23 protein-coding genes and 1 pseudogene are annotated in these 26,803 nt (G+C 71.8%); 10 read left to right on the forward strand and 14 right to left on the reverse strand.

Annotated features, from left to right (window positions below; all coding sequences use genetic code 11):
* The first annotated feature begins 12 nt into the window (after nucleotides 1–12).
* The 4 genes from HDC93_RS10950 (at nucleotide 13) to HDC93_RS10965 (ending at nucleotide 5,041) form a co-directional block, all read left to right on the forward strand.
* A complete protein-coding gene (locus tag HDC93_RS10950) occupies nucleotides 13–651 on the forward strand; it encodes a TnsA-like heteromeric transposase endonuclease subunit (RefSeq protein WP_311774532.1) in 639 nt (212 codons plus the stop codon).
* A 91-nt stretch (nucleotides 652–742) separates the two neighbouring features.
* Nucleotides 743–2,038, forward strand: coding sequence for a helix-turn-helix domain-containing protein (locus tag HDC93_RS10955; protein WP_185009600.1), 1,296 nt, complete (start codon nucleotides 743–745; stop codon nucleotides 2,036–2,038).
* Nucleotides 2,025–3,176 (forward strand): AAA family ATPase, encoded by a 1,152-nt coding sequence (locus HDC93_RS10960; protein ID WP_185009602.1) that lies wholly within the window; start codon nucleotides 2,025–2,027, stop codon nucleotides 3,174–3,176. Before HDC93_RS10955 ends, HDC93_RS10960 begins: the two co-directional genes overlap by 14 nt.
* Nucleotides 3,173–5,041 (forward strand): TniQ family protein, encoded by a 1,869-nt coding sequence (locus tag HDC93_RS10965; protein WP_185009604.1) that lies wholly within the window; start codon nucleotides 3,173–3,175, stop codon nucleotides 5,039–5,041. Before HDC93_RS10960 ends, HDC93_RS10965 begins: the two co-directional genes overlap by 4 nt.
* A gap of 162 nt (nucleotides 5,042–5,203) precedes the next feature.
* On the opposite strand, the gene HDC93_RS10970 is transcribed toward HDC93_RS10965, so the two are convergent.
* A complete protein-coding gene (locus HDC93_RS10970; RefSeq protein ID WP_185009606.1) occupies nucleotides 5,204–7,660 on the reverse strand; it encodes an FtsX-like permease family protein in 2,457 nt (818 codons plus the stop codon).
* The gene (locus HDC93_RS10975) at nucleotides 7,654–8,391 is read right to left on the reverse strand and encodes an ABC transporter ATP-binding protein (protein WP_185009674.1); all 738 of its coding nucleotides are present in this window, start codon (nucleotides 8,389–8,391) and stop codon (nucleotides 7,654–7,656) included. Before HDC93_RS10975 ends, HDC93_RS10970 begins: the two co-directional genes overlap by 7 nt.
* Nucleotides 8,392–8,589: 198 nt before the next feature.
* Between HDC93_RS10975 and HDC93_RS10980 the strand changes: the two genes are divergently transcribed.
* The 3 genes and pseudogenes from HDC93_RS10980 to HDC93_RS10990 all read left to right on the forward strand — a co-directional run.
* Complete coding sequence (locus tag HDC93_RS10980) at nucleotides 8,590–9,867, forward strand: sensor histidine kinase (RefSeq protein ID WP_185009676.1); 1,278 nt, start codon at nucleotides 8,590–8,592, stop codon at nucleotides 9,865–9,867.
* Nucleotides 9,867–10,499 carry a response regulator transcription factor gene (locus HDC93_RS10985; protein WP_185009608.1) on the forward strand — a complete coding sequence of 211 codons (633 nt, stop codon included), beginning with the start codon at nucleotides 9,867–9,869 and terminating at the stop codon, nucleotides 10,497–10,499. Before HDC93_RS10980 ends, HDC93_RS10985 begins: the two co-directional genes overlap by 1 nt.
* Before the next feature lie 39 nt (nucleotides 10,500–10,538).
* Nucleotides 10,539–10,722 (forward strand): annotated as a pseudogene (locus tag HDC93_RS10990) (VOC family protein); the annotation flags it as partial.
* A gap of 204 nt (nucleotides 10,723–10,926) precedes the next feature.
* Here the strand turns inward: HDC93_RS10990 and HDC93_RS10995 are convergent.
* Nucleotides 10,927–11,883 carry an LLM class F420-dependent oxidoreductase gene (locus tag HDC93_RS10995; RefSeq protein WP_185009610.1) on the reverse strand — a complete coding sequence of 319 codons (957 nt, stop codon included), beginning with the start codon at nucleotides 11,881–11,883 and terminating at the stop codon, nucleotides 10,927–10,929.
* Between the two features lie 126 nt (nucleotides 11,884–12,009).
* On the opposite strand from HDC93_RS10995, the gene HDC93_RS11000 reads away from it, so the two are divergent.
* Nucleotides 12,010–13,653 carry a PucR family transcriptional regulator gene (locus HDC93_RS11000; RefSeq protein ID WP_185009612.1) on the forward strand — a complete coding sequence of 548 codons (1,644 nt, stop codon included), beginning with the start codon at nucleotides 12,010–12,012 and terminating at the stop codon, nucleotides 13,651–13,653.
* 14 nt (nucleotides 13,654–13,667) lie between these two features.
* On the opposite strand, the gene HDC93_RS11005 is transcribed toward HDC93_RS11000, so the two are convergent.
* The 5 genes from HDC93_RS11005 to HDC93_RS11025 all read right to left on the reverse strand — a co-directional run bounded on the left by HDC93_RS11005 (nucleotide 13,668) and on the right by HDC93_RS11025 (nucleotide 18,910).
* On the reverse strand, nucleotides 13,668–14,810 hold the full coding sequence (locus HDC93_RS11005) for a glycosyltransferase family 4 protein (protein WP_185009614.1): 1,143 nt from the start codon (nucleotides 14,808–14,810) through the stop codon (nucleotides 13,668–13,670).
* A 210-nt stretch (nucleotides 14,811–15,020) separates the two neighbouring features.
* Entirely contained in the window at nucleotides 15,021–16,739 is a 1,719-nt protein-coding gene (gene recN / locus HDC93_RS11010) for a DNA repair protein RecN (protein ID WP_185009680.1), read from the reverse strand.
* 170 nt (nucleotides 16,740–16,909) lie between these two features.
* Nucleotides 16,910–17,815, reverse strand: a complete 906-nt coding sequence (locus HDC93_RS11015; protein ID WP_185009616.1) for an NAD kinase — start codon at nucleotides 17,813–17,815, stop codon at nucleotides 16,910–16,912.
* Complete coding sequence (locus tag HDC93_RS11020) at nucleotides 17,812–18,627, reverse strand: TlyA family RNA methyltransferase (RefSeq protein ID WP_185009618.1); 816 nt, start codon at nucleotides 18,625–18,627, stop codon at nucleotides 17,812–17,814. The genes HDC93_RS11015 and HDC93_RS11020 overlap by 4 nt, the downstream gene beginning before the upstream one ends.
* Before the next feature lie 7 nt (nucleotides 18,628–18,634).
* A complete protein-coding gene (locus HDC93_RS11025) occupies nucleotides 18,635–18,910 on the reverse strand; it encodes a hypothetical protein (RefSeq protein ID WP_185009620.1) in 276 nt (91 codons plus the stop codon).
* 42 nt (nucleotides 18,911–18,952) lie between these two features.
* Between HDC93_RS11025 and HDC93_RS11030 the strand changes: the two genes are divergently transcribed.
* Entirely contained in the window at nucleotides 18,953–19,300 is a 348-nt protein-coding gene (locus HDC93_RS11030) for a sterol-binding protein (RefSeq protein WP_185009622.1), read from the forward strand.
* Nucleotides 19,301–19,391: 91 nt separating this feature from the next.
* Here the strand turns inward: HDC93_RS11030 and HDC93_RS11035 are convergent, their stop codons facing one another.
* The 4 genes from HDC93_RS11035 to HDC93_RS11050 form a co-directional block, all read right to left on the reverse strand.
* Nucleotides 19,392–20,285, reverse strand: a complete 894-nt coding sequence (locus HDC93_RS11035) for an ABC transporter ATP-binding protein (RefSeq protein ID WP_185009624.1) — start codon at nucleotides 20,283–20,285, stop codon at nucleotides 19,392–19,394.
* Nucleotides 20,282–21,322 (reverse strand): iron chelate uptake ABC transporter family permease subunit, encoded by a 1,041-nt coding sequence (locus tag HDC93_RS11040; RefSeq protein ID WP_185009626.1) that lies wholly within the window; start codon nucleotides 21,320–21,322, stop codon nucleotides 20,282–20,284. The genes HDC93_RS11035 and HDC93_RS11040 overlap by 4 nt, the downstream gene beginning before the upstream one ends.
* Nucleotides 21,319–22,362, reverse strand: coding sequence for an iron ABC transporter permease (locus HDC93_RS11045; RefSeq protein WP_185009628.1), 1,044 nt, complete (start codon nucleotides 22,360–22,362; stop codon nucleotides 21,319–21,321). Before HDC93_RS11045 ends, HDC93_RS11040 begins: the two co-directional genes overlap by 4 nt.
* Before the next feature lie 161 nt (nucleotides 22,363–22,523).
* Nucleotides 22,524–23,555 (reverse strand): HAD hydrolase-like protein, encoded by a 1,032-nt coding sequence (locus tag HDC93_RS11050; protein ID WP_185009630.1) that lies wholly within the window; start codon nucleotides 23,553–23,555, stop codon nucleotides 22,524–22,526.
* 72 nt (nucleotides 23,556–23,627) lie between these two features.
* Here HDC93_RS11050 and HDC93_RS11055 point away from each other — a divergent pair, with 72 nt between their 5' ends.
* Nucleotides 23,628–24,920, forward strand: a complete 1,293-nt coding sequence (locus HDC93_RS11055; RefSeq protein WP_185009632.1) for a DUF1015 domain-containing protein — start codon at nucleotides 23,628–23,630, stop codon at nucleotides 24,918–24,920.
* Nucleotides 24,921–25,003: 83 nt separating this feature from the next.
* Here the strand turns inward: HDC93_RS11055 and HDC93_RS11060 are convergent, their stop codons facing one another.
* Both HDC93_RS11060 and HDC93_RS11065 read right to left on the reverse strand, forming a co-directional pair.
* Nucleotides 25,004–25,825, reverse strand: a complete 822-nt coding sequence (locus HDC93_RS11060) for a tetratricopeptide repeat protein (protein WP_185009682.1) — start codon at nucleotides 25,823–25,825, stop codon at nucleotides 25,004–25,006.
* Nucleotides 25,717–26,803: hypothetical protein (locus HDC93_RS11065; protein WP_221516552.1), on the reverse strand; the 1,087-nt coding region annotated here is incomplete at its 5' end. The genes HDC93_RS11060 and HDC93_RS11065, both read right to left, overlap by 109 nt.

The raw sequence follows: 26,803 nt of genomic DNA on the forward strand, positions 1-26,803 counted from the left end.
AGGTGGGGCCCGGTGAGTACGACAGATCTGGCTGCGTCGGTACAGGTGAGTGTCCGGCAGGCCGACGAGTGTGTGGTGGAGGACTTGGAGTGGGCGTCCGCGCCCCTCGACCTCCTGCGGCACGCACAGCCGTGGCGGACGTTCCGCTGGTACAAGGGCCAGCAGCACTACTCGGGGACGTACTGGGCGGCGACGGTACGCGACCACGTGATCTACGAGTCGCGGCTGGAGCTGGCGCGGCTGCTGTTCGCGGACTTCGCCCCGGACGTCCGGCACGTCGTCGCTCAACCATTCCTGCTCAAGGCCGTCGTCGAGGGCAGGCAGCGGCGGCACATCCCGGACTATCTGCTGCTGACCGATGACGGGCCGGTAGTCGTGGATGTCAAGCCACGGCATCGACTGGAACGGCCGAAGGTCGCGTTCACGTTCGCGTGGACTCGTGCGGCGGTCGCCTCCCGCGGATGGCGTTACGAGGTCTGGAGCGAGCCGGATCCTCATGAGGTGGAGAACGCGTCCGCTTCCTCGCCGGCTACCGCAGGCACTGGCTGTTCGATCCGGGCCTCTTGGACGGTCTACGGGCCTGTGAGCTGGAGGGACTCTCGCTGGGCGAGGCTTTCCGGCTGCTGCCCGACCGGCCCCGGCCGTTGGTGAAGTCGGCGGTGCTGCACCTGCTGTGGTCGGGGCACGTGACGACGGAGCTGGACCGGCCGCTCAGCCCGGGGCACGTGCTGAGGAGGGCCGCATGAGCGGGGCGGGAACGCGGCTTGGTGTCGGCACGCGCTTTCGGCTCGACGGCGAGACGGTCGAGGTCGTGGAGTTCGCGAGCCTGGCCACGGGCATGGAGGTCATCCTCAAGGACGCCCGTGACCGGCTGGTGCGGATGTCGGTACGGGAACTGCTGACCTCGGACCGGGCTGAGGTGATCCCTGAGGACCGGGGGCCGGCCGCCGACGACGAGGGGGACCTGGTCTCCGTGGTGCTGGCCCGGCTGACCAAGGAGGAACGCAAGGATGTGCTGGAACGAGCCGAGCATGTCCGGGAGACGCTGACGGGTTACCGATCGGGTTCCGTGGAGTTGGCGAGGCCCGGTGAGCCGCGGCCTGAGTACGCTCCCGGCCTTTCGCTGGGGAAGCGGTACGCGGCCAAGGCGTCCGAGCTGGGTGTGACCGTGCGGTCGGTGGAGCGCTGGGCACGCGCGTTTGTCGAGAGCGGTGAGGCGGGGCTCGTCCCGAAGAGGGCTCAGGCGGAGGGCGGGCTGTCTCATGCCGATCCGCGCTGGGTGGAGGCGGCTGAAGAGGTTCTGGGCGAGTACGAGGAGGAGTCCCGGCCCTCGATCAAGCTCGTGCTGGAGCGAGTCGAGGCAAGGCTGGAGGAGCGTTTCGGGCCCAAGGTGGTGCCGCTGCCGAAGCGGACGGCGGGCTATCGGTGGATGCACGAGCTTGACCGGCGTCATCCGACGTTCCGGCTGAGTACGAAGCGCAACCGCGAGATCGCGGATCGTCCCACTGGCGTCTACGGGAAGCTGCGGCCCACCCGGCCGGGTGAGTACGTGCTGATGGACACCACGCGGCTGGATGTCTTCGCCTTCGACCCGGTGACGCTGAAGTGGGTGCAGGCTGAGCTGACGGTCGCGATGGACTGGTACACCCGCTGCATCACCGGCATCCGGGTCACGCCGGTGTCGACGAAGGCCGTCGACGCGGCAGCCGTCCTGTTCCAGACCTACCGGCCCCGGCCCGTCCCGGAGAACTGGCCGAAGGAAGCGGCCTGGCCCGATCACGGGATCCCCCGCGGTGTCCTGGTGGAGGCAGAGGCGGTCCATGGCCCCGTCACGGGGGCCGTCGGCCCGGCAGGCTGCGAGGTCGACGTCTTGCCGTCGGTCGCCCGCGTGCTGTCCCTTCCCGAACAGCCCTCGGCGCCGGCTATCGAGTCCTGCAACGATGAGCAGGGGGATGACGATGCGGACGGTCTGGAAGAGCTGGGCGAAGAACTCGACTTCTACGCCACGGCTTTGAAGGACGTTGATGACGATGAGTAAGGCGCCGCGCTCCTTGGCGGAGGAAGCCGATCTGCGCACCCGGCTGGACCACCTCACGCTGTCCCGCAAGGAAGGCTTCGACCGGTTCGCCAATGCTCCACGACGAGTACGTCCGGAGCTGCTGTCCCGTCGGCAGTTGAAGAAGCTGGGTGATGAGGCGCTGACCGAGTACAACCGCGCCCGCCGCAAGTGGCACGCGAACCTCGGTCCGCTCGACACCCCGCAGATGCAGGCACTGCACGAAGACCTGTGGGACATCTTCGACAGCAACGACCAGGACGGCGACAAGGTCAAGGGCGGGATCGCCCTCGACGCCTTCCCCGGTCTGGGCAAGACCACCGCCGTGCTCGCCTTCGCCCGCAAGCTCCACCGCCGCATCATCAAGGAAGAAGGCAAGTACACCGACGACGGCCACGAGCGCTGGCCGGTCTGCCGCGTCGGCCTGACCAGCAACACCGGAATGCGCGATTTCAACAGGGCCATTCTGGAGTATTTCAGTCACCCCGGCCGCCACCGCGGCACGACTGCCGAATTCGGCTACCGCGCACTCGATTCTGTTCTGTCCGCAGAGACAAAGCTGCTGATCGTGGACGACCTGCACTTCCTGAAATGGCGAAACAAGAGCGGTATCGAGGTCAGCAACCACTTCAAATACATCGCCAACGAATTCCCGGTGACCCTGCTGATGGTCGGCGTCGGCCTTGAAAACCGGGGCCTGTTCAGTGAGGGAGCAAGCTACGAGGACGCGGTCCTCGCCCAGACCGGACGCCGCACGACACGGCTGGGCATGGAACCGTTCGACATCAAGACCGAAATGGGACGCCGCGGCTGGCGCGACACCCTCCTCGCGATCGAGGAACGCGTCGTCCTCTCGGACAGGCACCCCGGCATGATCGCGGATGACCTGTCCGACTATCTCTTCGCCCGCAGCACCGGACACATCGGCTCGCTCATGACGTTGGTCAACCGCGGCTGTCAGAGAGCCGTACGCACCGGCGTCGAGCGCCTGGACACACAACTACTGGACCGGGTGAAGAACGATGCCGCGTCCGAACGAGCCCGCCGGGAATGGCAGGACGCGCTCGAGGCCGGAAGGCTCGTCAGCCGGCCCGGGCAGCAGCGGAAGAAGGCGTCGTGAGTGAACCCCGGACTCTGGCGATCCGCGTCCTGCCCCAGCCCGGCGAGAGCCTGGACAGCTGGCTGGAGGCACTCGCCCGTCGCTCCTGGACATCGCTGTCCGCGCTGCTGGACGCGCTCGGGCTGCCGACGCAGGAACGCACTCACCACCTCTTGACCGGGCTGCCTCCGGAAATGTCCCAACGGTTGAAGAAGCAGCTGAACCTGCGTGCTGGAGTGTTTGAGCAGTCCGTCGTCCCCACCGCCCTCTTCGGGCGCCGGGCCCCTCACTGGCGCTTCTGTCCCCAGTGCCTGAGCGAAGGGCAAGGACGCTTCCCGATCCGCTGGTGGCTGCCCTGGACCTTCGCCTGCACCAAGCACCAAGCACTTCTCCACAGACGCTGCCCCAGCTGTCACACCGAGCCGCGTGTGTTCCTGCCCAGGTCCGTTCACCTGCACCCGCCCGGGCACTGCATGCGCCGCACGGGCCGCAGGACGGTCTGCGGAGCAGATCTCGGTGAACTTCCTGCCCTCGCGCTCCCCCACGGACACCCCCTGCTGCAGGCCCAGGAGCTGCTCAGCGCTCTGCCCGTCCATCAGCGGATGGCTGCCGACCGAACCTTCACAAAGGTCGACAAGTGCCTTTCGCCGCTCATGGAGTCGATGTCCGCTTCCGACCTGCTCCCCTTGAACGAAGCCGCTCGAGATGCCTGGCAGAACGTGCTCGCCGACGTCACCGACCTCAATTCCGGGATCGGGATCTGGCGGGTGCAGGAGCGGCGACGCACCATTCTGACCCCCGACTTCTTTCAGCGCGAGCACACAGAAGGCGGAACACCTTTCCGCGTGATCGCCGAGATCCATGGACTTCCACGGCAACTCGTTATCCAGCACGCAAAGGGTCTCGGCCTCCCAGTTCACCCAGGAACTCGTCCTCGCATCATCGACGACGAGAAATGGCTCCGTGAGCAATACCTTGACCGCACCCGCAGCATCGAAGACATCGCCCAGGAGCTCGGCACCAGCCACACCGTCGTCATTCGGCACCTCGAAGATCTTGGTATTCCCCGGCGCCCGTTCGGCCCTCGCAGCATGACAGCGTTCATCACGAAGCTGGATGAATCGGTGCCGCGCGACATTCGGGCGGCGGTGGAGGGGACCCTGCACGGCTGGCTCCGTCTCCGGCGGTTCCAGATCAGCATGGCCTTCCCCAGCCTCACAGCTGCCGCCCGGCATCTCGACCTCATGCCGAGCGTGCTGGCCAGCCAGTTCCTTCAGCTCGAGCAGGACATCGGCACCCGGCTGTTCCACCGGTCCGTCCGCCACGCGCCCCAGCGGCCCACCGCACGCGGCGCGACGCTCCTTCATGACCTCGAAGACAGCCAGATCCAGTCGCTCATGCAAAACGCACTCGGATCTCGCCTTGATCCATTACCAGCCGCCGACGCCATCGATTTCGCAACCGTTGTCGTCGACGGCGAGCGCGCCGCCCTCACGGTTCTGCACACGCACGCACCGCCCCCTCAGCGCCTGAACATCCCCTCACCTCTGCACCCTCTCCTCAGCCACCTGCTGCACCACAGCGACGAGGAAACCTCCGTATCCCAGATCCACACCGCCACCGGCATGCCGTTCAACACCGCCTACAAGCAGGTCAAGCGCCTGGAAGCAGCCGGCTGGGTCACGAGCCGCCTCGAAACCCATGCTGAGCGGCCAGCCGCCGCACGCCGACGCACTTTCTACTCGCTCACCCCCGCAGCGCATCAAGCCGCTGCCACGACTACCCGAGGACCCGCGGCGCTGAGGAAAACGACAGACCCACCGGACGAAACCACCGGCAGAACAGCAGAACTGCTCCATGAAACACCAGGTCGGGAGAACTATTGATCAGAAACTCATGGGTTCTTGTCCAGGACGTAGCGGACGTGTGGGCCGCCGAAGTAGCCGCGTCCGGCGGTGATCAAGCCGGTACTAGTCGGCAACGAAGCGTCCTTCGGCCTGTGATCTACGAGGTCTGCATCCGGGCAGGTCGGCGCCGGGGGCAGAAGGTCACTCCCGTGTGCCTGCCAACTCCACCGCCCTACGGCGCAGGGAGAGGCCGGCCGGAGCGACCGCCGAGATCACCGCGAGCACCGCGCAGGCACCCAGGGCCGCCGCGAGCGTCGCCCACGGGATCTCGATGGACGTCCACACCGAGAGCAGGCCCAGCGCGCTCCACATGCCCACCAGGTTGAGGCCGGCGACCAGCGCTCCCAGCAGTCCGCCGACCATGACCACCATCAGCGCCTCGGCGCCCACCAGCCGCAGCACCTGCCATCTGGTGGCGCCGGCCAGCCGCAGCACAGCCAGCTCGCGGACCCGGTCGGAGGTCGCCATGACCATCGTGTTGGCCAGCGAGATGCCCGTGTAGAGGAGAGCGATCCCGAGGACCAGGAAGAAGCCCATCCTGGTCGTCCGGTTGGTCTCGGGGTACGTCGCCTGCACCCAGGCGTCCCTGGTGAGGACCTCCCCGCCCGACGCCCGCACCGTCTGACGCAGACTGGCGGCCACGGTGCCCGCGTCGGCATGGTCCGCGAGGCGTACGTCGACCCGGTCGACGGGTGCCGCAGGGGCGTTGCGCGGGGTGACGTGGACGCCGTTGTTGCCGGTGCCGATGGTCATGACCGCGGCGATCTTCAGGGACTTCCTCGTGCCGTCACCGAGCCATACGTCCACCCGCTCGCCCACGGTGTGCTTCTCCCACTCCTCGTTGACGATGATCGAGTCGTCGTCCAGGTCGCCCACCTTCCCTGCGGCGAGCGGGAGACGGGCCGTTGCCGCGAGCGGTTCCGGCTCGACGGCCCTGGCATCCGACCTGATGAGCGCCACGCCGTCCTCCAGGACGTACACGGCGCTCGACGAACTCGCCGAGACCTCGGCACCGGACACGGCCCGAAGCCGCTGCAGCGTCGCCTCGTCGAAGCCGGCGTTGCCCGCCGGAGTGACCACGAAGTCGGCGGCCGTCTGCTCGCGCACCTCGGTGGCCTTCGCCTCGTTGAGGGTGGCAGTGGCGCCGAGCAGCGAGCCCGCCAGCGCGACCGTGACCAGCACGGGCGCCGCGACGGCGGCGGTGCGGCGGACTCCGGTGGCGGCGTTCTCCCGCACCAGCATTCCGCCAGCGCCCGGCAGTTGGGCCGGCAGCCAGGCGATCAGCCGGGCCAGTGGCCGCACCAGCACCGGCGCGAGCAGCGCGACTGCGGTGATCAGCAGCATCGGTCGGCTCACATAGGTCTTGCGCTGCAGTAGGTCGCCCGGGTTCGTCGCTAGGGCCAGGGGCAGTGTCACGGCGGCGGTGATCAGCAGGGCCGCGCCGAACAGCCAGCGGCCCCATGTCATCGGCCGGGTGTCGACGGACGCCTCGCGCAGTGCCTCGGTGGGACCGGTGCGCCCGGCCCGCCAGGATGCGGCCAGCACGCCGCACAGGGCCACGAACAGGCCCGTCCAGAACGCCATGTGGTACGGCCAGGTGTAGTCGCCGATGGTGAACCAGCGGGGCGCAAGGCTCTCGTCGACCGCCCACTGGGCGAGCTTCGGAGCCCCGTAGGAACCGAGCACACAGCCGGCGGCCGAGGCGAGCGCACCGACCGCGAGCGCCTCGTAGACGACCATGCGGCGGATCTGTCCCGAGGTCGCCCCGGCGGTGCGCACCAGCCCGAACTCGCGGCGCCGCTGGGCCACCGCGAACGCGAAGGTCGAGGCCACCACGAACACCGACACGAACCCGGTGACGCCGCCGGCCGTGCCGAACATGGCGTTCATCGCGGTGAGGGCCTCGCTGTCCCGGTCGGGGTCGGCGTCGGCGTACCGGCGCGCGTCCCCGGTGAGGACCTGGACGCCCTCGCTGCCGCGTACCGCCTCGCGCACGGCCGTCGCATCAGCGTCGACCACGAGCTGGAGGCTGCGCGGCGACAGTTCGGCGGCGCGGGTGTCGGTGTAGAACACGGCGTTTTCGAAGCCGAGCCCGGCCACGGTGCCGACGACGCGCACCGTGCCGCTGTCGGTCCGCACCCGGGTGCCCGGACGGGCCCAGCCACCGCTGACGACGACCTCGTCCGCGGCCTCGGGCGCGCGTCCCGCGTCGAGGTGGTACGGCGCGAAGGCCGCCGTGGACCAGGGGCGGCCCACCAGATCGGCGGGCCCACCCTCGGCCCGCACGGCGAACAACCGGTCCTCGACGACGGTCCCGAGGTCCCGCAGCTTCGAGACCACATCGTCGGGCACGGCACGCGGCTGCGCGAGCTTCTGGGTGCGGTCGCCGATCGAGGTGGGCACCTCGAGGGTGTCCTGGCCCTTGACGACGACCGGCGCGGCGGAGAACCGCTCCGGCCCCCGGTCGGGAGCGTCCAGCGAGGACGCCAGGGCCAGCCCCATCACGGCGATCAGCGCCACGCCCAGGGAGAGGGCGACGAAACTGCCGACGAAGGTGACCCAGCGGGTGCGCAGGGTGCGCAGCGTGGTGCTCAGCACGGCGCCGCCTCAAGCTTGGTCATGCGCGCCGCGATGTCCTCGGCGGAGGCGCCGATCAACTCACCGTTGACCCGGCCGTCGACGAGGAAGACGACGCGGTCGGCGTAGGAGGCCGCGACGGGGTCGTGGCTGACCATGATGATCGTCTGGCCGTCCCGGTCGACCATGCCACGCAGCAGGGTCAGCACCTCGCGGCTGGTCTGCGAGTCGAGCGCGCCGGTCGGCTCGTCGCCGAACAGCACTTCGGGGCGGGTGATCAGGGCGCGGGCCAGGGCAACTCGCTGCTGCTGGCCGCCGGACATCTCCGTCGGGCGGTGCCGCGCACGGTCGCCGAGTCCGACCTGTTCGAGCACCTCGCGCACCTGGGCCTTCTCCGGGCGGCGGCCGGCCAGCCGCAGCGGCAAGGCCACGTTCTGCTCGGCGGTCAGCGAGGGCAGCAGGTTGAACGCCTGGAACACAAAGCCGATGCGCTCGCGGCGCAGCAGGGTCAGCTTGGTCTCGCTCAGCCTGGTCAGCTCGGTGTCGCCCACGGTGACCGAGCCCGACGTGGGCCGGTCCAGGCCCGCGGCGCACTGCAGCAAAGTCGACTTGCCGGACCCGGACGGGCCCATCACGGCGGTGAAGGTCCCCCTCGGGAAGGCGAGCGATACTTCGTCGAGGGCGGTGACGGACGTACCGCCCGAGCCGTACTGCCGGGTTACGGAGCGCAATCGGATCGCGTCGTTGCTCATATGTTCCCCCACCAGTACCTGCTCCTTGGCTCGTTGGTTCCTCCACGAAACCGCGGAAGCCCCGCGTGACGCAGTACGGCCCGAACGAGACTTGGGGTAGTGCCAGGCCTACCCCCGATACGGACCCTGGACCGATGGCACCGGCCGGTGGGGCCACTTACGGTCATGCACATGCACCCTCGTAATGTGTGGCAGGCCATGTCCCGGCCGGGCTTCCTGCTGTCGGCCTGGCCCTGGCGCGCCGCCGCGTATCTGCTCACCGGCGCGGTGATCGGCGTCGCCACCTTGGTGGGGATCGTGACGGTGGCAGCGGTCTGCGGTGCGCTCGCCATCGTCTTGGTGGGGCTGCCCCTGCTCGTCGTGGTCGCCCTCAGCGGGATCCCAGTGGCCTGGGTGGAGCGGCGCAGGCTGCGCCTGATCGACCGCAACCCGGTGTCCGGCCGACACCAGGTGCCGACCGCGCCGGGACTGTGGGCCTGGCTGACCACCCGGCTGCGCGAACAGGGGACCTGGCGGGAGCTCGGGTACGCGCTGCTGTTCGCCGGGCTGCTGTGGCCGGTCGACGCCCTGGCTATCATGGTCGCCCTGCTCTTCCCGCTGTCCATGGTCGCCACCCCGCTGCTGATGGCCACGGTCGGCGACGGCCACGAGGCGAAGGTGCTCAAGCAGTGGACGGTCACCACATGGCCGACCGCGTTCAGCGTCGCCGTACTGGGCCTGCTCCTGATGGGTCTGGGGACATACGTGCTCGGCGCCACGGCGGGCGCCCGCGCAGAGCTGGCCCGGCTGCTGATCGCCTCCCGCGAGGGCGAGCTCGGTGCCAAGGTGGTCGAACTGGCCCGCTCCCGCGTCCGGTTGGTGAATGCATTCGAGGCCGAGCGGCGCCGTATCGAGCGCGATCTGCACGACGGCGCCCAACAGCGCCTTGTGGCTCTGACGATGGCCCTCGGGCTGGCCCGCCTCGATGCCCCGCCCGGCCCGCTCGCCGACCAGCTCACCAGGGCCCACGAGGAGGCGGGCAAGGCGCTCGCGGAACTGCGCGAGCTCATTCAGGGCATCTACCCCAAGGTCCTCACGGACTACGGTCTTCAAGCCGCGGTCGCCGACGCCGCCGACCGCTGCGTGGTCCCCGTCGACGTCGACGTCGACCTCGAACTGCCGGGCCGGCCAACCGAGGCGGTCGAGTCCGCGGCGTACTTCGTGGTCTGCGAGGCGCTGGCCAACGTCGCCAAGCACAGCGGGGCCGACCGCGCGCAGGTGAGCGGCGGTCATCGCGACGGACGCCTGTTCCTCGAAGTGCGCGACGACGGCTGCGGCGGCGCGGACCCCTCGGCGGGCAGCGGCCTCACCGGTCTCGCGGACCGGGTATCGGTCCTGGATGGCAGACTTGCCCTGACCAGTCCGCCGGGTGGACCGACTCTGTTGCGTGTGGAGTTTCCTTGCGAGTTGACCGAGGCGGCCGACCGCTCCGCGTAGTGCTGGCCGAAGACAGCGTGCTACTGCGGGAAGGACTCATCGGCCTGCTCAGCCGCTGCGGCCACGAGGTGGTGTCGGCTGTCGGGGACGCGCAGGCACTGATTTCCGCTGTCGAGGAGCATGCCCCCGACATCGTGGTGACGGACGTACGCATGCCGCCCGGTTTCCAAGACGAAGGGCTGCAGGCGGCAGTGCGGCTGCGCGAGAAGCGCCCCACACTCCCGGTCCTGGTCCTCAGCCAGTACGTGCAGCGGACGTACGCCGCCGAACTCCTGGACTCCGGCGACGGAACAGGCGTCGGCTATCTACTTAAGGACCGAGTCGGCCAGGTTGAGGAGTTTGTAGAAGCGCTGCACAAGGTGGCGGACGGTGGGACGGTGGTCGACCCCGAGGTGGTGCGCCAGTTGCTGCGCCGCCGCCGCGATCCGCTGGAGCAGCTCACCCCGCGCGAACGCGAGGTGCTGGCCCTGATCGCCGAAGGCAAGTCCAACGGCGCGATCGCCAAGGAGCTGGTGGTTTCCGAAGCGGCGATCGGCAAGCACATCGGCAACATCCTCACCAAGCTGGACCTGCCTCCGACGGACAAGACCCATCGCAGGGTCCTGGCCGTCCTCACTTACCTGCGGGCCTGACCCACCGAGCGCACCGGGTCGCCATGCCTGGCTGACATCGACCGCGACCAGGATGCTGAGCTGGAACGACCGCTCGCTCTCGGCGCAAGGCCCGACGGAATCAGCCAGACCGGCACCGAAAGTTGGCATGTCCTGGCCGACCCCGAGAGCAACGAGTTCTGCCTCCTGCGCACCCCGGCTCAAGCCCCTGTGGCAATTGCGTCCTTCGTGCAAGGCCCTATAACGCGGCTTTGAGGAAAACGACATCAAGACGGGACCGCGCCGCCGACACGACCGCGGAATCGAGCCGTGAAAACGCAGGTCACTCAAACTCCGGAGGACACGGCTCACCGGAACCTACAGCGGGACGGACCGCGGGGGTGTCACGCGGCTCGCGGGGGCCTCACTGCGGCCCCTCGTGGGCCTCACTGCGGCCTTCGCGGGGGTCTCACTCCGGCCTCAGGGCCGTGAGTGTGCGCTCCCCCGCGGGGTCCGCGGCCGTGGCGGGGACGAGGGCTATCTCGTCCAGCCCGGCCTCGGCGTAGGCGGCGATACGGGCGCGGACGGTGTCGGTGTCGCCCACGAGGGCGACCGTGCCCGCGGCCTCGGGCGGCAGTGCCCGCAGCAGGGTGTCGGCGTCGGCGCCCTTGGCGGCCAGCTCGACGACCTGGGCGAACCCCGCGTCGACGAACATGTCGCTGTAGCCCGGCACGGCGAGATAGCCGACGACGCTGCGCAGGACCTGGGTGAGCGTCTCCGGCTCCGGATCCACGGCGGCGGGCAGCCAGGCGGCCAGCCTCGGCGGCGTGCGGCCCGCCTTCTCGGCGGCGGTGAGCATCCGGTCCCGCAGCACCCGGACCTGCTCGGGCGAGACGATGTCGAGCAGCATCCGGTCGGAGTGCGCGACGGCCGCGGCGACCGCCTTCTCCCCGAACGCGGCGACGGTGACCGTGCCGCCGGGCGGCGGCAGCCGGCGCGGGAAGGCGCTGCCGGGCACGATCGGCTCGCCCGGCACGCTGTCCATCAGCGCCCGTACGGTGGCCGCCGACTCCGCGAGGGTAGCGGCGGGCCGGGTGCGCGGCCGGCCGTGCACGCCCTCGACGACCCGTTTGCTGGAGGTGCCCAGGGCGACGCCGACGGGCCGGCCGGTGACGGCCGCGGTGGAGGCGGCGCCCCGGACGATGGTCAGCGGGTCGCGCACCGACACCGGCACGGGTCCGGCGGTCAGCGCGACCCGCTCGGTGGCGGCGCCGATCGCCGTCGCCAGGACGAACGAGTCCCACGTGGGCCCCTCGCCCGCCCACACCTCCCGGTACCCGAGCCGGTCGGCGAGCACCGCGACCCGCAACGGCTCCTCGACCGGACTGTCGTCCTCCCGCCCCACCGCGACCACGCTCATGTCCATGGGGGCGCCCGTACCCGGTCGAACACACGGTAATCCGGGGAGATCCACGGCGGGATCCGGTAGGTGATCGTCCCGGTGCCCGTCCGGAGATGTCCGGGAGGCACCCGCGCGGGTAGCGTCCGGCACATGGACAGCGTGACGGACAGCGGTTACGACACCCACGGCGCCGGGATCACCGTGCAGCGGGCGCTGGAGCTGCAGGGGCTGCGCAGCGGGCTGCCGGAGGTGCTGGCGGGCGCGGAGCGGCTCGGGCGGACCGTGCGCTGGGTGCACGCCGGAGAGGTGCCGCACATCGCCTCCCTGCTCAAGGGCGGCGAACTCCTGCTGACCACGGGCTACGGCCTGGGCACCCGCCCCGCCGAGCAGCGGGCGTTCGTGCGCACCCTGGCCGAGCGCGGCATCGCGGCCCTGGTCGTGGAGCTCGGTCCGCGCTTCACCCGACTGCCCGCGGCCCTCGTCGACACGGCACGCGCGGCCGGGCTGCCACTGGTCCAGTTGCACCGCGAGGTGCCGTTCGTGACGGTCACGGAGGAGGTCCACACCGAGATCGTCAACGGCCACTACGCCCTGCTCCAGCGCGCCGAGGAGGTGCACCGGCGGTGCACACAGGCCGTGCTGGGCGGCGGTGGTGTGCCCCAAGTACTGGGCATCCTGGCCGACTTCGCCGGAAATCCCGTGTTCCTGGAGACGGCGGACGGGCAGTTGCTGTACGCGGCCGGGGCCGGTCCCGAGGGCGCGGACCCGCTCCAGGTGTGGGAGGGGCTGCGCGGCCGGCACAAGGACGAGCCGCCGCTCGCGGGATCGGTGCTGGTGGACGTGCCGGGCGGCGGCCCCGGCAGCGGGAGCGTCCGGGCGCGTCTGGTCCTGCTGCCCGTGCGCACGCCCCAGGCGCCGGTGCACCGGATGGCGGCCGAGCGGGCCGCGGGGATCCTGGCCGTGGTGCTGATGCAGGCCCGCCAGGAGGAGGAACTGGCGGCGCGCGGGCGGGGCGACTTCCTCACCGACCTCGCCGAGGGTCGGGTGAGCGCCGAGGACGCCCCGGCGCAGGCACGCGTGCTGGGATTCCGGCCGGGCGAAGGGCCGCTGCTGCCGGTGGTGATGCGGCTCGGGGACGCCCTGTCCCCCGGTGGCGGCTGGGCGGTGCTGGCCCGGGCCCTCTCGGAGGAGCTGGCGTCGGTGGGGGTGCCGGTGCTGCTGGGCGTGCGGCCGGTGGAGAGCCGGGTGCTGGTGCTGCTCGGGCTGCGGGCGGAGTCGGAGCGGGCCGCGGTCGCGGACCGGGTCGCGGCGGCGCTGCGGGCCGGTGTGGGCCGGGCGGGGATGCCGCGGCCGGGCGGGCAGCCGCCCGTGGTGGTCGTGGGGACGGCCGGGGGCTGGCCCGCCGCGGCCTCGGGTCTGCGGCACGCGGCCGAGACGGCCACGGCGGCCCAGGGCCTGCCGGACCGGCCCTGGTACGACGCCCGCCGCCTCGACATCGACCTGCTGCTGTGGCGGTTGCGGGACCATCCGGACCTGGCGGCCTTCGTCGACCGGGCCCTCGGCCCGCTCCTGGAGCACGACCGCCGCTCCCGGCCGCCGCTGCTGCCCACGTTGACGACCTACCTCGCCCACGCCGGGCGCAAGGCGGAGACGGCCCGGGAGCTGCATCTGAACCGGCAGACCCTGTACAACCGGCTGGCGCGCATCGGGGAGTTGCTGGGGACGGACCTCGACGACCCGCAGACGGTCCTGGCCCTGAGCCTGGCCCTGCGGGCCCGCAGACACGTCCGGTAGGGCTGGCGGGGCTGCTACGGGAGGGGCCGGGGCTGGGTCAACTCGTCGTACACGCTGAGCACTTGGGCGACCGTCTCGTCCTCGGTCGGCCAGCTGGCCGCCTGCCGGGCGCCCTTGGCGGTCAGCGTGTCCCGGCGGGTCCGGTCGCCGAGGAGCCGTACGACGGATTCGGCGAAAGCCTTCGCGTCGCCGTACGGGACGAGTTCGGCCGCGTCGCCGACGAGTTCGGGGATGCCGCCGACGTTCGTCGCGACGAGCGGGACGCGCGCGTGGAGGGCCTCCTGGGCGAGGACGGAGCGCGCCTCCCAGCGGCTCGGCAGCAGGGCCAGGTCGGCGGCGGCGAGCAGATCGGTGACGTCGTCGCGCCGCCCGATGAGCCGGACCGGCAGCCCCTCCTCCTCGATCCGCCCCTGGAGTTCACCGCGCAGCGGCCCCTCCCCCGCGATCACGACCAGGGGCACGGGATCGAGCCGGCGCCAGGCGCGGGCGGCGTCCAGCAGCACGTCGTATCCGCGATGCCGTTCCAGGGATCCGACAGCGATCAGCAAGGGCCGTCCGATGGCGCCGAGTTCGGCACGTACCTTGGGCCGCAGCCGGTCGGGGTCGTCGGGTTCGAGGGGCCTGCGGGGGCCGGGCAGCGCGACGGCCGCGAGCCGTGCGTCCCGCGCGCCGGTGAGCCGGGCCCGGTCCACGAGCGGCGAGGTCGTGCCCAGCACGACGGTGGCCGCCTTCACGACCCTGCGCTCCAGGACCCGCAGCATATGGGCACGCGCGCCGTCGGCGTGCGCCCGGTCGTGCCACGTCACGACCAGCGGGGTCCGCACCCGTCGGCCGCTGAGGGCGAGCACGGTGCGGAAGGAGGCGTGCAGTCCGTGCGCGTGCACCAGATCGGCGTTGGCGCAGGCCGCCCGCAGGGCCGCCACCGACACCGGGTCGCTGCTGCGCGGAACATGCACGTGGTCGGCCCCGACACCGCTGAAGTCATAAGCGCGGTCGGCCTCGTAGGGGGCGCACACCGTGACTCTCACGCCCCGCGCGACGAGCCCCGCGGCCAGCGAGCGCACATGCGCACTGCTGGCGGCATTGCCTCCGCCCAGCACCTGCACGGTGCGCAGCGGCAACTGGCCGTGCGGTGAGGGGCTGCTCACGGGGGTCACGTGGCCGGGCTCCTGGTTCAGGTCGGGCGGTCACGACGCGTACTCCGCCAAGGATGCCAGGACATACGGGGGTTCCGGGAACGCCGGAACCCCTGCGGCGCGACAGCGGGGCGCGGCAGCGGGGGAATGCGCCGGGCCGGGTCACCCATACGAGTGAAATCGGGCGACCCGCCCGGCCTTGCCGCATCACCGCGCGTGCGCGGCTTCCTGCTAGCCGTCCGCCCGGGCCGCCGCGAGCAGCTCCTCCGCGTGCGCCCGGGCCGTCTCGGAGTCCTCCTGGCCGGCGAGCATGCGGGACAGCTCCCGGACCCGATCCTCCCCCTCGAGGATTTTGACGCCCGAGCGGGTCACGGACCCGTCGTTGGTCTTCTCCACCAGCAGCTGCCGGTCGGCGAAGGCGGCCACCTGGGGCAGGTGCGTCACGACGACGACCTGCGCGCTCTTCGCCAGCCGTGCGAGCCGTCGGCCGATCTCCACCGCCGCCTTGCCGCCGACCCCGGCGTCGACCTCGTCGAAGAGGTACGTCGGCACGGGATCCGTCCCCGCGAACACGACCTCCACGGCCAGCATCACCCGCGACAGTTCGCCGCCGGACGCGCCCTTGGCGATCGGCCGGGGCGGCGCGCCCGGGTGCGGGGCGAGCAGCAGCTCGACCTCGTCGGCGCCGGCGGGACCGTAGGCGACCGGACGGCCGCCGACCTCGACGCCCTCGGGGTCCTCGGTCTGCCGGATGTCGAAGGACACGCGTGCGTGCGGCATGGCGAGTGAGGCCAGCTCGGCGGTCACGGCGGCGGCGAACCGCTCGGCGGCCTCCGTCCGGGCGTCCGTCAACGCCTGCGCCAGCCCGCCCAGTTCCGACCGCAGGGCGTCCCGCTCGGCGGTCAGCTCCCCGATCCGCTCGTCGTCGCCGTCGAGTTCGGTCAGCCGGGCGGCACTCTGCTCGGCCCACGCCAGCACGCCGGCGATGTCCTCGCCGTACTTGCGCGTCAGCCCGGTGAGAGCGGCGCGCCGCTCCTCGACGGCCGAAAGCCGCAGCGGATCGGCGTCCAGGTCGTCGGCGTAGCCCGCCAGGTCCCCCGCCGCGTCGCGCAGCAGGATCCCGATCTCCCCGATGCGGTCCGCGAGCGCGGCCAGCGCCGGATCGTGCGACCGCACGGCGTCCAGGGCCCGCTGGGAGCCCGCGACGAGCGTCCCGGCGTCGACGCCCTCCGGGTCCTCCGGGTTGCCCGCGAGGGCGGCGTGCGCGGCCGCGGCGGCGGACGCCAGCGCCTCGGCGTGCCCGAGCCGCTCGGCCTCCTCGGCCAGCTCCACGTCCTCACCGGCGCGGGGTTCGACGGCGGCGATCTCGTCGAGCCCGAAGCGCAGCAGGTCGGCCTCCTGGGCCCGTTCACGCGCCCGGGTGGTGATCTCGTCGAGTTCGGCGGAGACGGCCCGCAGCCGCTTGTACGCCTCGCCGTACTTGGCCAGCGGCCCGCTGACCGCGTCGCCCGCGTACCGGTCGAGCGCCTGCCGCTGCCGGGACAGTTTGAGCAGCCCCTGCTGGTCGGTCTGCCCGTGCACGGCCACCAGCTCGTCGGCGAGCTCGGCCAGCACGCCCACGGGCACGCTGCGCCCGCCCAGGTGCGCCCGCGAGCGCCCCTCGGCGGAAACGGTACGGCTGATCAGCAGGGCCCCGTCGTCGAGCTCGGCCCCGGCCTCCTCGGCGCGTACCGCGGCCGTGGCGTCGCGGGGAACGGTGATCCGCCCCTCCACGACGGCCTTGCCGGCCCCGATCCGTACGAGCGCGGGGTCGGCTCGCCCGCCCAGCAGCAATCCCAGGCTGGTGACCACCATGGTCTTGCCCGCACCCGTCTCACCGGTGACCGCGGTGAACCCGGGCGACAGCTCGACCACGGCGTCGTCAATCACGCCGAGCGACCGTATCCGCATCTCCTCCAACACGGACACGACCTTACGAGGTCCCAGCCACGGATTGCGACTGGCCCACTCTTGTCACCCACGAGTGTGGCGGCGCCCATGTCGTGGGGGCGCGGGGAACTGCGCGAACAGCCACAATCCACCCGCACCCGCCGACGAGAGGCCCCCCCCCCCGCAAACCGCTAGTGAGGAGCGCCCCGCCACCCGGAAACGGGCAGCGCGAACTTGGCCACCAGCCGGTCCGTGAAGGACGCGTGATGCAGCCGCGCCAGCCGCACCGGCACGGCCCCACGCCGCACCTCCACCCGCGCTCCCGGCGGCAGCTCCACCGTCCGCCGCCCGTCGCACCACAGCACACCCGGCGGAATGTGGGGCAGAACCTCCACAGCCAACACGGAATCCGGCGATGTCACGAGCGGCTTCGCGAACAGCGCGTGCGCGGAGATCGGCACCATCAGCAGCGCCTCGACCTCCGGCCACACCACCGGCCCGCCCGCGGAGAAGGCGTACGCCGTCGACCCCGTGGGCGTCGCGCAGACGATCCCGTCGCAGCCGAAGCCCGTCACCGGCCGCCCGTCGATCTCCAGGACGATCTCCAGCATCCGCTCGGCGGACACCTTCTGCACGGCCGCCTCGTTCAGCGCCCAGTCCGTGTGCACGATGTCCCCGTTGCGGTGCACGACGACGTCGACGGTCATCCGTTCCTCGACCTCGTACGCCTTGGTCACCACCCGGTCGACGACCTTGTCGAGGTCGTCCCGCTCGGCCTCCGCGAGGAACCCGACGCGCCCGAGGTTGACGCCGAGCATCGGCACGCCCGACGCCCGCGCGAACTCGGCGCCGCGCAGCAGCGTCCCGTCGCCGCCCAGCACGATGAGCAGTTCGCACCCGTCGAGGCACTGCGGAGTGGCCTCCTTGACGAGCTCCACCTCCGTCGGCAGGGGCAGGTCCCGCGCCTCGGCCTCCAGGACGCGCACGCCCAGCCCGGAGCGCAGCAGCCCCTTCACCACGAGCTCGGCACTGCGCACGGCCGCGGGCCGGCCCGTGTGGGCGAGCAGGAAAACAGTACGAGCTCGGTTCTCGGTCAACGCGGCCCCTCCGCCACTGCACGGTCTGCCTCGGCCGGGTCCAGTGCCGGTGCCCCGGACCGCAGCCACAAGAAGTATTCGACATTCCCCGACGGCCCGGGCAGCGGACTGGCCGTCACGCCCTTCACCCCGAGCCCCAGCCCCCAGGCCTTCCCGGCCACCCCCCGTACCGCTTCGGCCCGCAGCTGGGTGCTGCGTACCACTCCCCCGCTGCCGAGGCGCTCCTTCCCCACCTCGAACTGCGGCTTGACCATCATCACCAGGTCGGCGTCCGGCTTCACGCACCGCACCAGGGCGGGCAGGACCAGCCCGAGCGGGATGAAGGACAGATCCCCCACGACAAGATCCACTGGCTCCCCATCGATCGCTTCAAGCGTCAACTCACGTACGTTCGTACGGTCCTTGACGGTGACGCGTTCATCCTTTTGGAGGGACCACGCGAGTTGTCCGTATCCGACGTCCACGGCGACGACGTGGGCGGCGCCCGCCCGCAGCAGGACGTCGGTGAAACCGCCGGTGGAGGCGCCCGCGTCGAGCGCCCTGCGCCCCTCGACGGGCAGCCCCTGCGGACCGAACACCGCGAGCGCCCCGGCCAGCTTGTGGCCGCCGCGCGAGACGTAGTCCGGGTCGTTGTCGTCCTGGACCACCAGGATCGCGGCCGCGGTCTCCACCTGCGTGGCGGGTTTGGTCGCGACGGTCTTGCCGACGGAGACCCGCCCCGCGGCGATCAGCTGCGCGGCGTGCTCACGCGAGCGCGCGAGCTTCCGGCGGACGAGCTCCGCGTCCAGACGGCGACGTGCGACTCCTGCCACGTTCGGTTCAGCTCCTAGGTCCAGGCGGCGTCGGGGGCGCCGGAGGTCCCGGGCGGGCGTCGAGCGCGGTGAGCGCGTCGCGCAGCCCCCGGTGTACATCCTCGTACACCTCGACATGCCCGTCCGTGGCGAGGTGGTCCGCGTCGCCGAGCCGGCCCAGGGCGGCGTCCACATCGGCGTCGCCGGTGGGCGTGCGGGGCACGTTCAGGGGAGCGGGGGCGGCGGGGTCGTACGCCGGCTCCTCCTCCGCCGCCGGAGGGACCTCGGGAACTGCGTCGTCCATGCCCCGACGCTACCGCGAACCGCTGCGGTACCGTCGACCGCGATGGCCACGATCGAGGAGTGCCGCAGCGCACTCGACAAGCTTTCGGACAACATGCAGCGCGCCGAAGGGGACGTCCGCGACGCCGCGGCCCTGGACCGCTCGGTGAGCTGCCACATCACGGACCTCGACGTCACCTTCGTCGGCCGGATGCGCGGCGGGCGGATCGAGGTGCACGACACCGTGCCGGGACCGCCTCCCGGCAGGGCCGAGATCAGACTCGCCATGACCGGCGACGACCTGGTGGCCCTGGTGGGCGGCGAGCTGAGCTTCGCCAAGGCCTGGGGCTCCGGCCGGGTGAAGCTGCACGCGGGCGTGCGGGACCTGCTCCAGCTCAGGAAGCTTCTCTAGCCGCTCCAGCTCAGGACGCTTCTCTAGCCGCTCCAGCTCAGGACGCTTCTCTAGCCGCTCCAGCTCAGGACGCTTCTCTAGCCGCTCCAGCTCAGGACGCTTCTGTAGCCGCGACCTTTCCGACCGCGGTTCCGGCCCGGGCCTTGCGGGCCGCAGGCACGACCAGCGGTGTGCCCGTCTCCGGGTCGTCGATGACCTGGCAGCGCAGTCCGAAGACCTCCTCGACCAGTCCGGCCGTGACGATGTCCGTCGGCGCGCCCTCGGCAATGACCCGGCCCTCGCGCAGGGCGATGAGGTGGGTGGCGTAGCGGGCGGCGTGGTTCAGGTCGTGCAGCACGGCGACGAGCGTGCGCCCCTGCTCCTCGTGCAGCTCGGCGCACAGGTCCAGGACGTCGATCTGGTGCTGGATGTCCAGGTACGTCGTCGGCTCGTCGAGCAGCAGCAGCGGCGTCTGCTGGGCGAGGGCCATGGCGATCCACACGCGCTGACGCTGACCGCCGGAGAGTTCGTCGACGTAGCGGTCGCCGAGCTCGGCGACGCCCGTCTGCCGCATGGACTCCTGGACGACCCGCTCGTCCTCCCTCGACCACTGGCGCAGGATGCCCTGGTGCGGATAGCGGCCGCGGCCGACGAGGTCGGCGACCGTGATGCCGTCGGGCGCGACGGACGACTGGGGCAGCAGGCCGAGGGTCCGCGCGACCTTCTTGGCGGGCATCGACTGGATGACGTTCCCGTCCAGCAGCACCCGGCCCTCGCTCGGCTTGAGCATCCGCGACAGCGCCCGCAGCAGCGTCGACTTGCCGCAGGCGTTGGGGCCGACGATCACCGTGAAGGACTGGTCGGGTATCTCCACCGACAGTTGCTCGGCGATGACCCGCTGGTCGTAGGCGAGGGTGACGTTCTCGGCGGACAGGCGGTTCACGGGGCTCCTTCGGTTGTTCAGTCCGCTGCTGGTGCTGCTCTCGGCGCTCTTGCCCGCCCTCATATCCGGCCCGCCCTGCGCTCGCCGACCAGCAGCCACAGCAGGTAGACCCCGCCGAGCACGCCGGTGATCACGCCCACGGGCAGCTGCTCGGAGCCGAAGGCCCGCTGCGAGACCCAGTCGGCGACGACCAGCAGGGTGGCGCCCATGCACAGCGAGGGCAGCAGGTTCGGCCCGGGCGAGCGGGTCAGGCGCCGGGCCAGCTGCGGCGCGGTGAGCGCGACGAAACTGACGGGACCGGCCGCGGCGGTGGCGGACGCGGTGAGCAGCACCGCCGCCACCATCAGCAGCAGCCGCACCCGCTCGACCCGCACCCCGAGGGCGTACGACACGTCGTCGCCCATCTCCATCATCCGCAGGCCCCGCGCGTTGACGAGGACGAGCGGCACCAGCACGGCGGTCAGTGCGAGCAGCGGCCACACCTGGTCCCAGTCCCGGCCGTCGAGGGACCCGGTCATCCACACGACCGCGCGGGTCGCGTCCACGATGTCGGACTTGGTCAGCAGATAGCCGTTGACGGCCGTGACGATCGCGGAGACGCCGATGCCGACCAGGACCAGCCGGTAGCCGTGCACCCCCCGCTTCCAGGCGAGCACGTAGATGGCGAGGCCGGTCACCAAGCCGCCCGCCAGCGCCCCGACGGCGACCTGGTTGGCGCTGCCGGAGGTCAGCACGATCACCGCGAGGGCGCCGGCCGTCGCCCCCTGCCCGAGACCGAGGACGTCCGGACTGCCCAGCGGATTGCGGGAGATGGCCTGGAACAGCGCGCCCCCGAGTCCCAGCGAGGCACCGACCAGCAGCCCGACCAGGACCCGCGGCAGCCGCAGCTCGTTGACGATGAACTCCTGGCCCGGATTGCCCTCGCCGACCAGCGTCCGCAGCACGTCGACGGCCGGGATCGGGAAGTCGCCGGTGCCGATGAGCACGACACTCGCCGCGGTCGCCGCGACGAGCAGCAGGAGCACGACGGTGACGGCCCGTACGTCCAGGCGTATCGAGAGCCCGCCCGGTGTCCGCACGGCACGGTTGGTGGTCTTCACAGCTGCGCCGTCCTCCGCCGTCGTACGAGACAGATGAACACCGGTCCGCCGAGGATCGCGGTGACGATGCCCACCTGGAGTTCCGAGGGCCGGGCCACGATCCGGCCGACGACATCGGCGCCGAGCAGCAGCACGGGCGACAGGATCGCCGCGTACGGCAGGATCCAGCGCAGGTCGGGTCCGGTGAAGGAGCGCACGACGTGCGGCACCATCAGCCCGACGAACACGATCGGCCCGCAGGCGGCGGTCGCGGCTCCGCACAGCACGGTCGCGGCAAGCATGGACAGCGCCCGCGTGCGGTTGAGGTCGGCGCCGAGGGCCTTGGCGGTGTCGTCGCCCATGGCCATGGCGTTGAGCGGCCGGGCCAGGGCGAGGGCCAGGACCGCGCCGGCCAGCAGGAACGGCAGGACCTGCGTGATGGTCGAGTTCGTGGCCGAGGCCAGCGAACCGACCGTCCAGAAGCGCATCTTGCCGAGCGCCGCCTCGTCCATGATCATCACGGCCTGGAGGTAGCCGTACAGCGCGGCGCTGATGGCCGTGCCGGCGAGCGCGAGGCGCACCGGCGTCGCACCCCGGCTGCCACCGAGAAACCAGACCAGCGCCCCGACCGCGGCCGCGCCGAAGAACGCGAACCAGACGTAGCCGCTGAGCGAGGTGACCCCGAAGTACGTGATGGCCGTGACGACCGCGGCGGACGCTCCCGCGTTGATGCCGAGCAGTCCGGGATCGGCCAGCGGGTTGCGCGTGAGGGCCTGCAGCACCGCGCCGGCCAGACCGAGAGCGGCGCCGGCGAGCAGCCCGAGCAGCGTCCGCGACAGCCGCTCGGCCACGACGACGTCGCCGTAGGTCCCCGAGTCCTGGAACAGGCCGTGCCAGACCTGCCCGAGCGACAGCTGTTTCGCTCCGATCGCGATGCTCGCCAGCGCGACGAGCACGAGGAGTACGACGGACAGCAGGAGCCCGAAGGCTCGGACCGCCCGTCGGGTCGGGGGCGCGGCGGCGGTCTCCGCGCGCTGTTCGGGGGGACTCTCGACCAACACGCAGTTAGGTTAGCCTACCCTCGCATTCGAGCAAGATTCGGATTCCCGACCCGGCCCGGGGGCTCCCTGGTTCGGCCCACGGCTACCCGGCGGCGCCTCGAGTACCCGACCGCACAGCCGCATCACAGGCACTGGCAGGCACGGCAGGCACTGACAGGCACTCAGAGACCCAGCCGCGCCAGCGCCTTCCCTCCGTCCAGCTCGCACACGCCCTCACCGGCCGCCGTCCACGCCACGGCACACAGCGCGCGCAGCCCGTCCAGAGCCTCACCCTCTCCGTCGAGCTCCAGCCGGTCCGCCCCGGCTGTCGCCGTCCAGCCGCCGCACCGGAACCCGTCCTCGCCGGCCTCGACGACGTCCGGCTGACCGCCGAGCATCCCGCGCAGATCGGCGTCCACATACGTCGGCCGGTGCTGCGGCGGCGCGGCCAGCAGCTGCGCGCCGTCGGTCACACCGGTCAGAACGAGCAGCGAGTCGACCTCCCCGTTGAACGCGCCCTCGATGTCCGTGTCCAGCCGGTCCCCGACCACCAGCGGCCGCTGCGCACCGGTGCGCAGGATGGTCTCCCGGTGCATGGGAGGCAGCGGCTTGCCCGCGACCTGCGGCTCCGCGCCCGTGGCGATCCGCACGACCTCCACTGCGGCTCCGTTGCCCGGCGCGATCCCGCGCCCGCTCGGGATCGTCAGGTCGGTGTTGGACGCGAACCACGGCACACCGCGCGCCACCGCGTAGGACGCCTCGGCGAACCGGCCCCACGGCAGATCCGGACCACCGAACCCCTGCACCACCGCCGCCGGATCGTCGTCCGCCGACTCCACGGGCACCAGCCCGCGCTCGCGCAGCGCGACCCGCAGCCCCTCACCACCGATCACCAGCACGCGCGCGCCCTGCGGCACCTGCTCACTGATCAGCCGGGCGACCGCCTGCGCCGAGGTGATGACGTCCTCCGCACCCGTCGGTATCCCCAGCTCCGTCAGATGCCCGGCCACGGTGTCCGGGGTCCGCAGCGCGTTGTTCGTCACGTATGCCAGGCGCATACCGCCCTCCCGGGCCGTCGCCAGCGACTCGACCGCGTGCGCGATCGCGTTCCCGCCCGCGTACACCACGCCGTCCAGATCGAGCAGGGCCGTGTCGTACGCCTCGCTCAGGGCCTGCCCACTGGCCTCGGGCCTCGTCCTGACGCTCCGGCTCATCCCGCATCGCTCCTCGTTCGACGGCTTTCCCCCGATCATCCCCCATGCCACCGACAGCCGTACGATGCCCTGATGAAGACAGCAGGTCACTCGGAGGCAACGGCGCACCGAGGCCTGGAACTCACCCCGTTCCGAGGCCTTCGTTACGACCCCGACCGGGTCGGCAGCCTTGCCGCCGTCACATCCCCGCCGTACGACGTCGTGGTGCGTCCCGACGGCCTGCACCACCTCGAGTCAGCCGACCCGCACAACATCGTCCGCCTGATCCTGCCCCAGGCCGCGACGCCCAGCGCCCGCAACGAACGGGCCGCCGACACCCTGCGCCGCTGGCTGTCCGAGGGCGTCCTGACCACCGACCCGGAACCCGGCCTCTACGTCTACGAGCAGCAGGACGGCAACGGCATGCTGCAACGCGGCATCATCGGCGCCCTGCGCGTCTCGGACCCCGCCGAGCAGGTGGTGCTGCCGCACGAGGACGTCATGCCGCACGTCGTCGCCGACCGCGCCGCCCTCATGCGCGCCACCTCGGCCAACCTCGAACCCCTGCTGCTCACCTACCGGGGCGGCAACTCGACGACCACCACGGCGGACCTGATCGAGCGCACCGCCGAACGGCCCCCGCTCCTCGCCACCACCACGGAGGACGGTTTCAGCCATCGTCTGTGGTCGGTCACCGACCCCGACGAACTGGCCGCGATCCAGTCGGACCTGGCGCGGCACCAGGCCCTCATCGCCGACGGCCACCACCGCTGGGCGACCTACCGCCGCCTCCGCACGGAGCACCCCTCCCCCAGCGCGTGGGACCACGGCCTGGTCCTCCTCGTCGACACGGCCCGCTACCCCCTGCGGGTGCGCGCCATCCACCGCCTCCTGCACGACCTGCCGGTCGGCGACGCCGTGGCCGCCCTGGACGGTCACTTCCGGGTGCGCCGTCTCGAAGTCCCGCTGGCCGAGGCCCTCGACACGCTCGCCGACGCGGCCTGCGCCGGCAACGCGTTCCTGCTGGCCGGCGACGGCGCCTTCCACCTGGTCGACCAGCCGGACCCGGGCCTGCTGGCCCGTACGATCCCCGGCGACCGCCCCGCCGCCTGGCGCACCCTGGACGCGACGGTCCTGCACGCCACGCTCCTCGAGCACGTCTGGCGCATCTCCGAGGACTCCCCGGCCCACATCGCCTACATCCACGACACGGCGGCCACGGTGGAGAAGGCGGAGCGCGACGGCGGCACGGCGGTCCTGATGCACCCGGTCCGCGAGGAGGTCGTCCGCGATCTGGCCCGCCAGGGCGTCACGATGCCCCGCAAGTCGACGTCGTTCGGCCCGAAGCCGGCGACGGGTCTGGTACTGCGGGCGCTGGACCTCTGACAGGCGAAAGCCGGATCCGGCATGACGAAGGGGCGGGACCCCAAGGCCTCACGGCCGGGATCCCGCCCCTTTTCCTACGGACGTCAGTCCTTGTCGTTCTCGACCTGGCCCTGGCCCTGGGCCTCGACCTCGACGTCGACGTCGTCCTGGTCCTCGACCTCGACCTCGTCGGCCTTCGGCGTGTCCGAGGCGGGGACCTGGTCGTTCTCGCCCTCGTCCGTGTCGCCGGCCATGGCGTCCACGAACTCCACGCCGTCGAGCTCGGCGAGCCGGTCCGAGGCGTCGGTGCTGCCGTCGCGGTCGGCCTCGACGGCCTTGGCGAACCACTCCCGCGCCTCGCTCTCCCGTCCGGCGGCGAGCAGCGCGTCGGCGTAGGCGTAGCGCAGGCGCGCGGTCCACGGCTGCACGGCGTTGGCGGCCAGTTCCGGGCTCTGCAGCGTCACGATGGCCGCGTCCAGCTGCCCCAGGTCCCGCCGCGCACCGGCCGCGACGAGCCGCATCTCGACCTGGCCCGCCTTGTCGAGCTTGTGCACCTCGGGTGCCCCGGCCATGTCGAGCGCCTTCTCCGGCCGCTCGAGCCCACGCTCGCAGTCGGCCATGACGGGCCACAGGTCGATGTTCCCGGTCATCCGCTTCGCGGCCCGGAACTCGGCCAGCGCCTCGCCGTACTTCTGGTTGGCGTACGCGGCGAACCCGGCGGCCTCCCGTACGGCGGCGACACGCGACGCCAGCCGCAGCGCCACCCTGGAGTAGCCGTACGCGCCCTCGGGGTCCTCGTCGAGGAGCCGCGCGACCATCACCAGGTTCCTGGCGACATCCTCCGCGAGCGTCTTGGGCAGGCTCTGCAGCTCCTGCCGTACGTCCTTGTCGATCTCGTCGCCCGTGACGTCCTCGGGGATCGGCAGCCGCTTGATGGGCTCCCTGTCCCGCTCCCGCTCCTCACGGAACCGGCCGGGACCACGCCGGTCGTCCCGACCGCGGAAGCCACCGCGGTCGCCGTCCCGCCGGTCACCGTCACGCCGGAAGCCGCGGTCGCCCCGGTCATCGCGCCGGGGACCGCGTCCGCCACGGTCGTCACGGCGGTCGTCACGTCCGCGGAAGCCACCGCGGTCGCCGCGGTTGTCGTCACGCCGGAATTCGCCACGGTCGCTGCGGGGGCCGTCGTCGCGACGGAAGCCGGGGCGCCCGCCCCGACCCGCGTCGTCGCGCCGGAATCCGCCGCGCTCCCCACGGTCGTCTCCACGCCGCTCGTCGCGTCGGTCGTCACGGCGGTCGTCACGGCCGCGGAAACCACCACGGTCGTCACGCCGGAAGCCGCGGTCGCCGTCCCTGGAACGGTCCCGGTCGTCGCTGCGGAAGCCACGGTCGCGGTTGTCGTCGCGACGGAAGCCACCACGGTCGTCACGGCGGTCATCGCGGCGGTCATCGCGGCGGTCATCGCGGCGGGGGAACCCACCGCGATCGCCGTCACGCCTCTCGACACGCCGGTCATCACGGCGGTCGTCCCGCCTGTTATCCCGACGGTCGTCGCGCCGGAAGGCGGGGCGGTCGCCTCGGTCGTCACGGCGGAAGGCGGGGCGGTCACCGCGGTCGTCACGGCCACGGAAGCCGCCACGGTCGCGGTCGTCCCTGCGCGGGCCGCGGTCACGGTCGTCACGCCGGCCGTACCCACCACCACGGCTGTCACCACCACGGCTGTCATCACGACGGAAACCACCACGGTCCCGGTCGTCTCGACGCTCACCACGGTCGTCGCGGTCGTCACGCCGGAAGGGGGGACGGTCGCCCCGGTCACCGCGGTCGTCACGGCCACGGAAGCCGCCACGGTCGCGGTCGTCCCTGCGCGGGCCGCGGTCACGGTCGTCACGCCGGCCGTACCCACC

The organism is Streptomyces sp. AK010 (genome assembly GCF_014207295.1).
GTDB lineage: Bacteria > Actinomycetota > Actinomycetes > Streptomycetales > Streptomycetaceae > Streptomyces > Streptomyces massasporeus.

Bases quoted from the DNA above. Each gene is read 5' to 3' on its own strand.
- HDC93_RS10955 (WP_185009600.1), top strand. From the start codon at position 743: ATGAGCGGGGCGGGAACGCGGCTTGGTGTCGGCACGCGCTTTCGGCTC.
- HDC93_RS10960 (WP_185009602.1), top strand. From the start codon at position 2,025: ATGACGATGAGTAAGGCGCCGCGCTCCTTGGCGGAGGAAGCCGATCTG.
- HDC93_RS10975 (WP_185009674.1), bottom strand. From the start codon at position 8,391: ATGAGCAACGACGCGATCCGATTGCGCTCCGTAACCCGGCAGTACGGC.
- HDC93_RS10980 (WP_185009676.1), top strand. From the start codon at position 8,590: ATGTCCCGGCCGGGCTTCCTGCTGTCGGCCTGGCCCTGGCGCGCCGCC.
- HDC93_RS10995 (WP_185009610.1), bottom strand. From the start codon at position 11,883: ATGGACATGAGCGTGGTCGCGGTGGGGCGGGAGGACGACAGTCCGGTC.
- HDC93_RS11000 (WP_185009612.1), top strand. From the start codon at position 12,010: ATGGACAGCGTGACGGACAGCGGTTACGACACCCACGGCGCCGGGATC.
- recN (WP_185009680.1), bottom strand. From the start codon at position 16,739: ATGCGGATACGGTCGCTCGGCGTGATTGACGACGCCGTGGTCGAGCTG.
- HDC93_RS11025 (WP_185009620.1), bottom strand. From the start codon at position 18,910: ATGGACGACGCAGTTCCCGAGGTCCCTCCGGCGGCGGAGGAGGAGCCG.
- HDC93_RS11030 (WP_185009622.1), top strand. From the start codon at position 18,953: ATGGCCACGATCGAGGAGTGCCGCAGCGCACTCGACAAGCTTTCGGAC.
- HDC93_RS11035 (WP_185009624.1), bottom strand. From the start codon at position 20,285: ATGAGGGCGGGCAAGAGCGCCGAGAGCAGCACCAGCAGCGGACTGAAC.
- HDC93_RS11050 (WP_185009630.1), bottom strand. From the start codon at position 23,555: ATGAGCCGGAGCGTCAGGACGAGGCCCGAGGCCAGTGGGCAGGCCCTG.
- HDC93_RS11055 (WP_185009632.1), top strand. From the start codon at position 23,628: ATGAAGACAGCAGGTCACTCGGAGGCAACGGCGCACCGAGGCCTGGAA.